This window comes from Steroidobacter sp. (assembly GCF_016790065.1).
Lineage (GTDB): Bacteria > Pseudomonadota > Gammaproteobacteria > Steroidobacterales > Steroidobacteraceae > Steroidobacter.
On sequence record NZ_JAEUPY010000729.1, the window covers coordinates 1 to 12,669 of the forward strand.

Annotated in this window: 6 protein-coding genes; 3 read left to right on the top strand and 3 right to left on the bottom strand. The window is 61.8% G+C overall.

From position 1 onward, the window contains the following. Positions 1-974, bottom strand: a 974-nt coding sequence (locus tag JNL55_RS29665; RefSeq protein WP_293863136.1) for an FAD-dependent oxidoreductase, incomplete at its 3' end; no start/stop codon positions are given. Between the two features lie 328 nt (positions 975-1,302). Here JNL55_RS29665 and JNL55_RS29670 point away from each other — a divergent pair. Next, complete coding sequence (locus JNL55_RS29670; RefSeq protein ID WP_293863138.1) at positions 1,303-3,768, top strand: TonB-dependent receptor; 2,466 nt, start codon at positions 1,303-1,305, stop codon at positions 3,766-3,768. Positions 3,769-3,846: 78 nt separating this feature from the next. Beyond that, positions 3,847-4,830 carry an FAD:protein FMN transferase gene (locus JNL55_RS29675; protein ID WP_293863140.1) on the top strand — a complete coding sequence of 328 codons (984 nt, stop codon included), beginning with the start codon at positions 3,847-3,849 and terminating at the stop codon, positions 4,828-4,830. 7 nt (positions 4,831-4,837) lie between these two features. Here JNL55_RS29675 and JNL55_RS29680 read toward each other — a convergent pair whose 3' ends face one another. Together JNL55_RS29680 and JNL55_RS29685 are read right to left on the bottom strand one after the other, a co-directional pair. Further along, positions 4,838-6,967 (bottom strand): tetratricopeptide repeat protein, encoded by a 2,130-nt coding sequence (locus JNL55_RS29680; RefSeq protein ID WP_293863142.1) that lies wholly within the window; start codon positions 6,965-6,967, stop codon positions 4,838-4,840. A gap of 167 nt (positions 6,968-7,134) precedes the next feature. Continuing rightward, positions 7,135-8,058, bottom strand: a complete 924-nt coding sequence (locus JNL55_RS29685) for a hypothetical protein (protein WP_293863144.1) — start codon at positions 8,056-8,058, stop codon at positions 7,135-7,137. A gap of 127 nt (positions 8,059-8,185) precedes the next feature. Between JNL55_RS29685 and JNL55_RS29690 the strand changes: the two genes are divergently transcribed. Beyond that, on the top strand, positions 8,186-12,669 hold a 4,484-nt coding region (locus JNL55_RS29690), incomplete at its 3' end, for an AAA family ATPase (RefSeq protein ID WP_293863146.1).

Consider the following 12,669-nt stretch of genomic DNA (forward strand, 5'->3'; position numbering starts at 1 on the left):
CCCTGCACGTAGGCGGCGCTGGCCAACGCCGGCGGGCCGACGATGTCGCCCACTGCATAGATATGCGACAGCTTGGTCTGATAGTGCTCGTTCACTTCGATCTGGCCGCGGCTGGTGGCCTTCAAGCCGATCTGCTCCAGCTTGAGTTTGTCGGAGTTGCCGGTGCGGCCGTTGGCCCACAACAGCAGGTCCGATTTGATCTTGCGGCCCGACTCCAGATGCAGCACCACGTCGCGCTCGCGCGCTTCCAGTGCCTTGAACTGTTCGTTGTGACGGATCACGCAGCCCTGCTCGCGCAGGTGATATGACAAAGCTTCGGCAATCTCATCGTCGAGGAACGACAACAGCCGGTCGTGAGTATTGACCAGCGTCACCTTCGCGCCTAAGTTGATGAAGATCGAGGCGTACTCACAACCGATGACTCCCGCACCATAGATGGTCACGGAGAATGGATGCTCGCCGTAACGCAGAATGGAATCGCTGTCGCGGATACGCTCGTGGTTGAAATCCACTTCCGGCGGATGATACGGGCGCGAACCGGCCGCGATCACGATGTGCTTGGCACTGAGCCGGATCGGCTTGCCAACGGCCGGCTGCACGTCCAGCGTGTTCGCATCCACGAAGCTGGCCTCGCCGAAAAATACCGGCACTCGATTCCGTTCATAAAAGCGATGCCGGCTGGCCACCTGCGCTTCGATCACTTTGTTCGCCGACGACAGCAACTGCGGGTAGGTCAGCTGCGAGGCATCGCGCAGATCACGCAGCAGCGGGTTACGTCGCAAGTCGTGCAGGATCTTCACCGCGTGGCGCAGGGCCTTGCTGGGGATGGTGCCCCAGTGCGTGCAGCCGCCCCCCACCTCGACGTAGCGCTCGACGATAGCGACGCTGCGGTGACTCTTGGCCGCGGTCATTGCCGCGCCCTCACCGGCAGGGCCACTGCCGATGACTACGACATCGAACTGTTCGGTCGCCATGCTCAGTCCCAGGCTGTATTCAGGAAGTTCAAGCCGAGCATCATCCCCGACTCGTTGTCATGGAACAACAGCGGCGTACTGCAGAACGCAACAAGTTATGTCCGCGGCTGCGGGCTAGCCCCCACTGCTAGGTGCAATCTCCGAATATTCCGCCAGCTGCGGACATGTTTGAATCATTTTGGTGCTTTTGTGGACGTTGCTTTTATGCAAAGTCTCTTTCACTGGGGCGCCGAACTCAGTAGGCTTCGGGTGTTGGGTTATCAGCCACGGGCTTCACAGCCCCGCCATGACAATAGTTTTCAAAGCTGGATCTAAACAAGGGGGATCCATGAACGATCGTAGTGTGCTGCTGCGCCGAGCAGTGGTGGGTGCATTGGCCCTCGCGGTACTGCCGGCATTCGGCCAGCAAAGCTCCGAGCCCCAAGAAACGCGCACCATCGACACCATCATCGTCACTGCGCAGAAGCGTGAACAAAGCCTGCAGGACGTGCCGATCGTGGTGACGGCGGTCTCCGAGCAGCTGTTGCAGGACACCGGCGTCAAAGACATCAAAGACCTAACCATCCTGACGCCCGGCCTGTTGGTGACCTCCACGTCCAACGAATCGGTGACCACGGCGCGTATCCGCGGCATCGGCACGGTCGGCGACAACGCCGGCCTGGAATCCTCGGTGGGTGTGGTGATCGACGGCGTCTACCGGCCGCGCAATGGCGTGGGCTTCGGCGACCTGGGCGAGCTGGAGCGCATCGAAATACTGAAAGGTCCGCAAGGCACGCTGTTCGGCAAGAACACGTCCGCGGGCGTGATCAACGTCGTGACCAAACGCCCGTCGTTCGACTTCGGCGCCAACGTCGAGGTCACTGCCGGCGACTATGGCGCGATGGAAGGTGCGGCGTCCGTGACCGGCCCGTTCTCCGAATCGGTGGCAGGACGTCTATACGTCGCCTCCCGTGAGCGAGACGGCTACCTCGATGTGGTTCGCGGCGCTGGCCCGCGCACTGAAGACGAAGACGTCGACCGCAAGTTCAAGACCGCGCGCGGCCAACTGTTGTTCAAGCCCAGCGACTCGCTGGATATCCGCTTGACGGCCGACTACACCGATCGCGACGAGAACTGCTGTGCAGCCCCGCAAGCCGTGCTGACACCGACGACCGGCGTGCTGGCGGTGCTGACGGCCCTGGGCGGCGCCAACTCGTTCCGTAATCCCGCCGATCCGTTCGATCGGGTGGCGTACTCGAATCGTTCCACCAAGCAGGAAGTCGAGGACAAGGGCGCGTCGGCCGAGATCAATTGGGATCTGGCAGGGCTGAGCGGCGCGACTCTCACGTCGATCACCGCATGGCGCAACTGGGAAACCAGCAACGGCCAGGACGCCGACTTCACCACAGTCGACATTCTGTACCGCGCGCCGAACGGCGACTTCGGCAACGAGTTCAAACAACTCACGCAGGAATTCCGGCTGGCCGGCGAAAGCGAAAAGCTCAGCTGGCTGGTGGGTTTGTTCTACGCCAAGGAGGATCTGGACTCGCGCGATCAGCTGATCCTGGGCACGCAATTCCAGCAGTACTTCAACGCTCTGCTCGGTGGCGCGCTGAACCTGATCCCGGCGCAGCTGCAGCCGCTCTTGTATCCAGGCAACGGTGCCACGCGTGACGTTTACAAGCAGGAGTCGAAGAACTGGGCGCTGTTCACCAACAACAGCATCCGCTTCACCGATGCGCTCGAGCTGACCCTGGGCCTGCGTTATACAGATGAGTCCAAGGATCTCGACTCGTCGTATTCGAACGGCCACGGCGGCGTGGGCTGCGCGACCTTGCGCGCCATTCCGCAGTTCGTTGCCAGCCCGTCCGCGGCCACGATCTTCGGCATCGGTTGTAGCGTTACGTACGCCGATCCGATCTTCAACAACGTAGCGTTCTCGCAATCGCTGGATGAAGAGGAATGGAGCGGCACCGCCAAGCTCGCCTATCGCTTCAACGACGACGTGATGTCGTATCTGTCCTATGCGAAGGGCTACAAGGGCGGTGGCTTCAACCTGTATCGCGAGCGCACCGGCAACTTCCTGCTCAGCGCCGGCGTGGCGGGCGGTCCGGTGGTGGATCGCGACACCCACTTCAATAAAGAGACGGTGGATTCGTATGAGCTGGGCGTGAAGACTCAGTGGGCCGACAACAGCCTGCTGTTGAACGGTGCGGTGTTCTACCAGGACTACACCGACTTCCAGCTCAACACCTTCACCGGTCTGCAGTTCGTCGTCACTTCATTGCCGCAAGTGGTATCGAAGGGCGTCGATCTGGACTTCGTGTGGTTCACGCCGTTCGAAGCGTTGAGCTTCCAGGGCGGTATCACCTACGCCGACACCACCATCGAAGACTTCGGCACGGCTGGCGGTCTGTTCCGACCGGAGCGCAAGGACGACACGTTGTCGTTCGCTCCGGAATATTCGGCGAGCCTGTCGGCCACTTACGAGCAGCCTGTGGGCTCGAGCCTGCTATTCCGCGGCAACATCGGTGCTCGGTACACGTCGGAGTACAACACCGGCTCCAACCTGGATCCGCGCAAGATGCAGGACGCGATGACACTGGTGAACGCACGCATCGGCCTGGGTGCCGATGACGAGAAGTGGATGGTCGAGCTGTGGGCGCTGAACGTCACGGACGAGGACTACTACCAGGTGCTGTTCGACGCCACCTTGCAGGGTTCATCGACCGCGCCGGGCGCTTCTCAGAGCACCTTGAACGGCTTCCTCGGCGCGCCGAGGACCTACGGTGTGACGGCCCGGTTCAAGTTCTAAGCACCACGACTGTCGCAGGATGACAGGGCGGCTCGGGCAACCGGGCCGCCCTTTTCTTTTGCGCTACCATCTCACCTTATGAAAAACCTGTTGTTGAGCCTGCTGGCGCTGGCCAGCCTGGCGCGGATGGATGCGGCCCGGGCCGAATGGGTCGAGCGTGTCGAAGATGGGATCATGGGCACGCGCATCGTGGTCGAGCTGTGGGCCGACGACAAAACCCAAGGCAACGCCGCCATCGACGCGGTGCTCGCTGAAATGCGGCGCGTCGATCAGGCCATGAGCACTTATAAGCCGACCAGCGAGCTGTCCATCGTCAATGCTCGGGCGGCGCAGGAACCGATCAAGATTTCCGCAGAGCTGTTCGATCTGCTTAGCACGGCACTCGAGTACTCACGCATCACCGATGGCGCGTTCGATGTCACTTACGCCAGCGTCGGCTATCTGTACGATTTCAGGAAACATGTGCGGCCGGATGAGAAACAAATCGCTGCGGCGCTGCCTGGAATCAATTATCGGCACATCGAGTTGGACAAGAAAAACAGCACCGTTCATTTCGCTCGCGCTGGCGTGCGGGTGGACCTCGGTGGTATCGGTAAAGGCCATGCCGTGGATCGCGGCATCGCTGTGCTTCAAGCTCGCGGCATCGAGCACGCGCTAGTTACCGCCGGCGGCGACAGTCGCATCATCGGCGACCGTTTCGGCAAGCCGTGGGTCGTCGGCATTCGGCATCCGGATCGCAAGGAAGAAGTCATCGCTCGCATTCCGCTGGAAGATGCAGCGATCTCAACGTCGGGCGACTACGAACGATATTTCGACGAAAACGGCGTGCGCTATCACCACATCATCGACCCGAAGACCGGTCACTCAGCGAGCAAAGTGAGAAGCGCCACCATCATCGGACCGACGGCCACTCGCACCGACGGCCTCTCTAAAACGGCCTTCGTGCTCGGGCCGGAAAAAGCCATCGAGATTTACAACCGACTCGACGACATCGATGCCGTGCTGGTCACGCCGGAAGGTAAGGTGCTCTACACCAAGGGCTTGGAGCCGCCCAAGCAATGAGCAGCGCTCAGCTCTTGGCTAGCACGTCGACATCGGGATAGCTGCCGTAACACGGACAACGCTTCACGGCTTTCGCCAACGCGCGTTTGGCCTTATCGATGTTCTTCTCCAGCAGCCACGCCTGAGTAACGCGCAGTAACGCTGTCGGCTCGCTGCTCGATTCGTAAGCCTCTTCCAAATCGCGCTCCAAGGAAGCCAACACCGCCTTCGGTGGGTGCCGCGGATCGAGCGACGACAACATCAAGTAATAGTAAGCGCGTGCGCCCTTGTCCCCGGTGGTGCCGTTGCCCATCAGAAAGTCGCGCTCGACGATGTCCAAAGCCTGCACGTACGCGTCGATGGCTTTCTGTCGCTGACCTGCGTGTCGGTATGAATCAGCCAGCGCGCCCCAGATCTGGTGAATCTCTGCATTGCCGCCGGATCGCGCCATATCCAGCGCCGTCTGTCGCAAGCGTGCCGACTCGACGAAGTCTCGCAAGTAGTAATAGACCAGGCCCAGGAATTCCGTGCCAGCGTAGGAGTTCGGCGCCATCTCGCGCGCCTTGATGTAAAGATCGCGCGCGTCTTCGAAATCGCCGCGACAGAAATACATCGTGCCCAGATTGGTGGTCACGTACTCGTTACTGCTGTCGAGTTTGTAGGCCGACTGCAAAGCTGCGATGGCGTTGTCGAGCGTACCGGCGCCCGACTCGTAAACGCCGAGCCACATATAGGGCTTCCACAAATCCGGCGTCAGCGTCGTGGCCTCGCGTGCGTGCTTTAGCGACTGGTCGGCCCATTGCCGCTCGCCGGTGCGTCGATGCAGGTCGAATTGCACGTTGGCGAGCGCGAGTACGATCTCCATATCGTCCGGCTCACGCTCACGCACTTTGAGCAGCAACTTCATCGCCTCTTCGGCGCGACCGGAACGATTCAAGAAAGCGGCCTGGGCACGAATCACTTCCGGCGCCTCAGGCTCGAGCTGCGCGGCTCGAACGCACGACTTCTCGGCGTCCGCTAGTTGGCGCTCTTCACTGTCAATCCACACCGCATCGAGAATGACTTCGCATAAGCCTGCATGCGCGGCGGCGTAATTGGCATCGTTGCGAAGTGCCGTGCTGAAGTTGCCCGAAGCACGACGCAGATTGATCTCGCTCGGCGCCTGATCCATGAACCAGCGCGCTCGCAGGTACTCGTCTTGAACGGACGCCAGTGGGAAGTGCGGCGGATTCTTCACGTCGCCCGAAGGCAGACCGAACAAGCGATTGACCGCAGCGGTGATGTTGTCCGCGGTGGCCGGCCACTTGCGCCCACGACTGGACACCGGCAGCGTTTCGGCCCAGATCTGTTCGCGACGGCCACGAGCTTGAACATAAGCGAACACGCGCACCGCCAGCAGCTGGCCGACCTGCACGACTTCACCATCGAGCAATGCATCGACCCGAAAGCGTTCTGCGAGCTCGGCGCGATCCTCGCCACCCGCGATCGCCGGCAACGCGGCCGAGGCCACGCCCAGCGTACGCCCCAGGCGTTCATGCACCAGAACGGCCAACTCGCCGTCCGCATCGTCCTTGAACTGAGTGATCGCGACCTTGAAGCGGCCGAAGCGAGGTTGCAGCGGCGCGGGCTTCGCGTCGGCGACAGCCTCGCCGTCGACATTACGCGAGTGGAAAATGTAACCAACTGTAACCGCGAGGACCGCCATCAACGCGACGAGCGCAATGACCATCGTGGCGTTGCTTTGCCAAGCACGCGTGATCGAATCCGCTAAGGAGACAGACGGCCTCGTATTGACCGGCGGCAGGGGTGGAGTCTGCGCAGCCGGCGACTCACTGTCAGGCAGCTCGTCTGACGTGGTGACCTCGATGTCACTCTTGGCCGCGCCCGCTTCTGTCTCATCGTCCGCGTTCAGATAGAGCAGATAGGCTTCGGTCTGCAGCGCCCGCGCGATGCGTTCGAGCGTGGTCGGGTCGACGGGCTGCTCGCGGAACACACGACTGACGATGTCCTTCGGCGCGGCCTCCAATCCTTCGAGGTCGGCGATGCGCTCGGCCAGGGCTGCCTGAGTCTTGAAGCCAGCCGCCGTCAATGCTCGCGTGAGCTTCAGACGCGATGCCCGGATGCCACGCCGGCGTACGCGTGGATCTTGTTCAGTCATGAAGCAACTTTGGCACGGCGGATATCGGGCGGATCGGCTGACAGCTCGGGGCCAGGATCTTAACTGCCGTTAACTGGCGATAACCACCCGCTTGTATGGATGCGCTTCAGCGCCGGCTAGGGCACTGTGGCGGGCCATGCCCTCCGCCCCCCGTTCCGATCAAGCCGCTAACGAACGTTGCCACACTGGGCAACGGCGGTGGCACCCGAGCTGGGCAGCCGTTGCACCAACACGCCTTCCAGACAACGCACCCAGTGCTGCATGCTGGGCTGCTGCTGGTCGAGGCAGCTCTGTTGCGAAGGCAAGCGACCGGCGATCTGGCGGTCGTACACCGACCTCAAGCAATTGACGTACGGCTGGTCGATGCGCGCGGTCGAGGGATCTGCTGCTGGTGTAGTGGTAGTGGCGGCCGCCGAGCCGCACGAACTCGGTGTCCCCGGCATGGCCACCCCGTCCGTGACCTCCGGGCAGGCGAGCGGCTTGAAGGTCTGGGCCGCTTGCTTCCAGAACTGGCCGGGGGCGCTGGCCAGACAGCTGGCGCCTTCGCCGGGCTCGATCTGTCTCTGTAGGCAGCTCTCCAGCGCGCTCGGGTCGTTCTTGTTCACCACGCACACATTGGCGATGCGCATGGCCTCGCCGCTGCCACTGCGAGCAGCCGCTTGCCATAAGCAAGCGATACGCTCGGTCTGCGCGTCACTGGCCGCACTCAGCGGCGCCTCGAAGTACTTGCATATCTCGCTCAGGCCCTGCACCGGCGCGTTCTCGCAGACCAGTTTGAATTTCTCCCCGGGCGACGAGTTGTCCCAGAAATCGCGGCCGAGGCTGAACAGATCGGACAGCCAGTTGGTGAAGCGATTCCAGGTGCGCTTCACCGGCCAGGCGACGTTACGGTTCCACGCGTTGCCGGCGGCATCGCCGGCCGCCGAAGCCACGCCGCCAGCGATCTCGGCAGCCGCCTTGCCGGCCAGCTCCGGCACTTGTTTGACACAACTACCGCCGGCGCCGAACAGCACCGACACTACCGCGAGCAGCAGCAAGAGCTTGACCAAGCTCCAGGCCGCGCCACCACGATTGCGTGCTCTGCTCGTCATACAACGTTTGCTTTGTAAGTTAATTCGACAACGCTCGAACACCAGATCGCTATGGTCTGTGCCGATGGCGCTCGATATTGTATTTTTTTAGATGACGCGACAAGCGACGAAGCGCGGGAGATCTTTCATGTATCGCCATCTGGCAGCCGTTCGGGCCGCCGCCCTTGTGTTCGCAACGCTACTGGCGTTGCTATTTGGCGCGCAGTCCGCGCACGCGCAGTCGTTGTTCACCAACCCGGTGGCGACCCAGATCGCCAAAAAACAAGTCGAGGCCCAGGAGCTGCGCTTCCTGCAACAGACCAAGCAGATCAGCGCGCAGGAGTACCAGGCACGGCTGCAACAGAATCAGGCCGAGATCGCCTTGTTACAAAAGGTGGTCGCGCGCATGTCCAAGCAGCAGCAGGCGGACGTCCGCGCCCAGACCAAGGCCGCCTACGCCGACGGCATAGCTCAACTGAAGGAGTATCAGAAGCAGTACGCGGCTCAACAGCGCCAGCTGCAGGTTGAGGAACGGCAACAACAAGCCGAGCAACGCCGCCAGGAAAAGGTGGCAGCTCAGGAAGAAAAGCAGCGCCAACAACAGGCCGCACGCGAAGAGCAGCTAGCTGCGCAACGTGCACAGGAAGAAGCACGCCAGGCCGCAGCCGCCGAGCAACGACGCCAGCAACAGCAGGCACAGCAGCAGCAAGCGGCCGAGCGTCAGGCGCAAAAAGAAGCCCAGCTCGCGGCTCAGCGCGAACAACAACAGCAGCAACAACAAGCAGCTGCGCCTCCGGTCCAGCAGCCGCGCGCCAACACGCAGTCGTCGCAAGCAAGCAGCTCGAAGCAAAAACAGGGCGCGCTGGCTCCGCCAATGATCGTGCCTCAACAGGAGCAATCTTCCGGCTTCAACTTCGCTTATCTGGGCTTGCTGTTGATTCCTATCGCTGGTGGCGCCTATTTCGTGTTCGCCAGGAAACGCACGCCGCGGCACGCGGAATTGTCGGCGTTCTCGGAAGAGGCCGGTTTCTCGGCGCTGCCTGAATTCGCGGCGGTGAAAGTGACTGCGGCCCAACCCGTCGCAGCGAGCGCTCCTGCGGCCACGCTGCCCGCCTCGGGAGCCAGCGTCAAAGATCGTTTGTTGTCACAACAGCGCGCCAAGTATCAAGCCGCGATCACTGTGGCCACCGATCAGCTCACTCAGACGCAAATGGCGTTACAAGAGCGCGCGGCCATTCCCGAAGCCATCCGGCAGGATCTGCGTCGCATCGCTGCGATGGTTCAAGCGTCCGCAAGTCAGTTGATGCGCGAACGTTATGCCAGCGTACCCAAGGCGGTCACCAAGGCGCTGATACTGGCGCCCTTCTTCCGTCGCTTCGGGCGTGCCGGCGGCGGCATGAAAATCCTGATGCTGATCGGTTTGGGCTGGCTGGCGACCACGCTGTACGCCATGGGCACCCAAATCAGCATGCTGCTGCCCATCCTGATCTACGCGCTGGTCATAGTGCCGATCATGTTCTTCTTCGAACGGCGCGCGCAGATCAAGGCGCCGGTCTCGGCCTTGCAGAAGAGCGCCGCCACGCTGAAACATCCGATGCTGACTTATTGTTATCCGGATCAGGCTGCGGGAGCTCAAGGCACCTATCAATCGCTTCGCGTGAACAGCGCGCCGGATCGGCCGGTGCTCGAAGACGCTCCTTGCGTGCAGCTCGCGAACGACTCCAACGCACCGCCGGGCGGCTTCTTCCTGGCATTCGGCGACATCGCCACCTATCGGTTGAACACCAGCGGCACGCTCGCGCTGGTCGATTCCAAGCAAGGCAACGATCTGATGCGCACCTATGGTGCGGTCTGGACCGAAGCGTTGACGCGCCATGCCGGCGAGATCTCGCCACTGCTCCAACACTTCACGCAGTACGGCCAGCTCAAATGGACCGAACAAAGCCAGCGGCAGGAGATTCCGCGGCTGGAAAACCTGCTCGCCAAGGTACAGCGACTCGAACAGATCTGGCGGCCGGTGTATGTGGCCGAGAAAGTGTTCGAATTCCTCATTCGTCGTATCGATTTGTTCAATCTGCGCGACAAAGCGACGCCGCCGGGCCTGCTGTTGCATGGCTATCCGGGCAACGGCAAGGAATTCCTCGGCCGCAAGATCGCCGACTCGGTGTTCGGCCAATTCGTCAAACCCAGTGCCGAACAGCTGGCCTCCGCCAAGGAGATCAAGGATCTCTGGAGCGCGCACGGTGGACGCGGCCCGACGGTGTTGTTCATCGATCATGCGGATCACGTCTTCGCTCGCCCAGGATCGGAACACGACAGCGCCGGCACCAAGGAGGCGGTAGCAGCGTGGCTGGAACAATGGAGCAAACATGAAGCCGCACTCACCAACGTCTGGGTCGTGCTGAGCGCACAGAGCGAACAGAACCTGCACCCGCGCATCCTCGCTCAACTTGGCAGCTCCAGGATCGAGATCGCCGCGCCCGATACAGCCGGACGCCAGTTGGTTCTGCACACGGCTTGCCTCGAGAATCAGTTGCCCGGCAAGGCGCCGCAGTGGGTTGCGGAAGGCGCCAGCGGTGCATCCATCCGTGAACTGCGCGAAATCGTTCGCGAAACCAAAGTGCATTCGGTGCCCGATGCGCCTACCGATGAACACTGGCGTGCCGCCGTGCGCACAGTGCGCGGTTCGGATGCGTCGTTCCATGACGAGAAAAAGACTTGGGATCGTTTGGTACTGCCACCCGAGATCAAGCAGGAGTTGCAACACGCCGCACGCGTGCTGCGCGAGGCTGATCGTTACAAGGGCAAGGCCGATATTCCGAACATTCTTTTGTTCGGCCCGCCCGGCACCGGCAAGACCGACATCGCTCGCACCATCGCCAATGAAAGTGGTGTGAAATTCATCGAAGCCAAGACTGCGGATCTCAAAGCGCAGTACATGGGACAGTCCGCGCATTTGGTGCGCGAGCTGTTCAATCGTGCCCGTGCGAGCGCGCCTTGCGTGCTGTTCATCGATGAGATCGATGCGGTAGCGGTGAAGCGCGGCTCGGGCGACTCGTACACCAACGACATCGTTACCGAAATGCTGGCGCAGATGGAAGGCGCGACCAAAGCAGATCGCCCGGTGATCGTGCTGGCCGCGACCAATCACAAGGAACAAATCGATCCGGCCATCCTGCGGCGCTTCACTTACGAGTTCGAAATCCCGCTGCCCGACGAGGCGGCTCGAGGCGAATTGCTGAAGCGCTTCATCGCCGAGCGCCCGATCGATCCGGCGCTGGATGTCGAAGAGATCGCTGCATTCCTCGCCAAGCGGCTCAACCGTAAGAGCGGCAGCGACTTGTCCATGCTGGTGAAACGCGCCATGCAGCGCGCCGTGCGCGTCAGCAGCTCTCCAGATGATGTGCGCCTCACGCGCGAGCTGCTGCTGGAAGAAGCACTGCCCAAGGGCAAAGAAGTCACCGATCAGGACTTGCAGCGCATCTGGAGCCAGATCGTGCTCAAGCCCGAGGTCAAAGACGATCTGCTCGACAAGATCCGCATGTTCAACCGCGCCGACAAAGCAGCTCCCAAAGGGTTGCTGTTGTACGGACCGCCGGGCACCGGCAAGACCGAAATCGCGCGTCGCATCGCCGATTCCGCCAGCTGTTTCTTCATGTCGCTCAAGGGTCCCGATCTCAAAGCCGGCTACATCGGCCAGAGCGGCGAGCGTGTGCGCAAGATCTGGGAACAAGCCCGCAGCCGCGGTCGCTGCGTAATTTTCGTCGACGAATGCGAAGGCGTGTTCGCGCGACGTGGCGGCAGTAACTCCGACTCGGCTTCAGAGGAACTCGTGCAAGCCTTCCTCGCGGAGTGGGATGGCGTCGGCACGGAAGATCAGCGCGTGTGGGTCGTGGGTGCCACGAATCGACGCGATCTGCTCGATGACGCGATCGTCTCGCGCTTCGGCGCAGACGTGCAGATCGATCTGCCAGGTGCGCCCGAGCGCCTCGAGATCCTGCGACTGGAAATGGCCAAGCTGGAACGTCCCATGGATATTCCCGCGTTCCTCGGTCAAGCCACCACGGGCTTGTCAGGCCGCAATCTGGCTCGCGTCGCCAGCGACGTCTGCACGCTCGCCAGCAAGAGCGGCGGCGTGATCTCAGAAGCCACGTGGCGTGAAGTCTTGAGTCGTCACGTCAAGGCCGGCAGCGAAGCCGTCGATGAATCGGCGCGTTGGGATTCGCTGATCCTCGCCGATGAAACATTGGCGAAACTCAAAGGCGTGTGCGAATCGTTGCGACACGTCGAGACCTTGGTCGCGCAAGGCGTGCCGCCCCCGAAAGGCGCGTTGCTGTTCGGCCCGCCGGGCACAGGCAAGACGCAGATTGCTCGCACGCTGGCCAACGAGAGCGGCCTGCCGTTCATCGCTGCGTCCACCGCTGACTTGAAGGCGGGCTTCACTGGCCAGTCCGGCCAGAAAGTGCGTGAGCTGTTCGAACGTGCGCGCGGCAAGGCGCCGTGCATCCTGTTCATCGACGAGATCGACGCAGTCGCGCCTCAGCGCGGCAGCGCCAACGCCGATCAGTTCACCATCGAGATCGTGAATCAGTTGTTGCAGGAGATGGACGGCGTCAAGAAGACCGATCGACA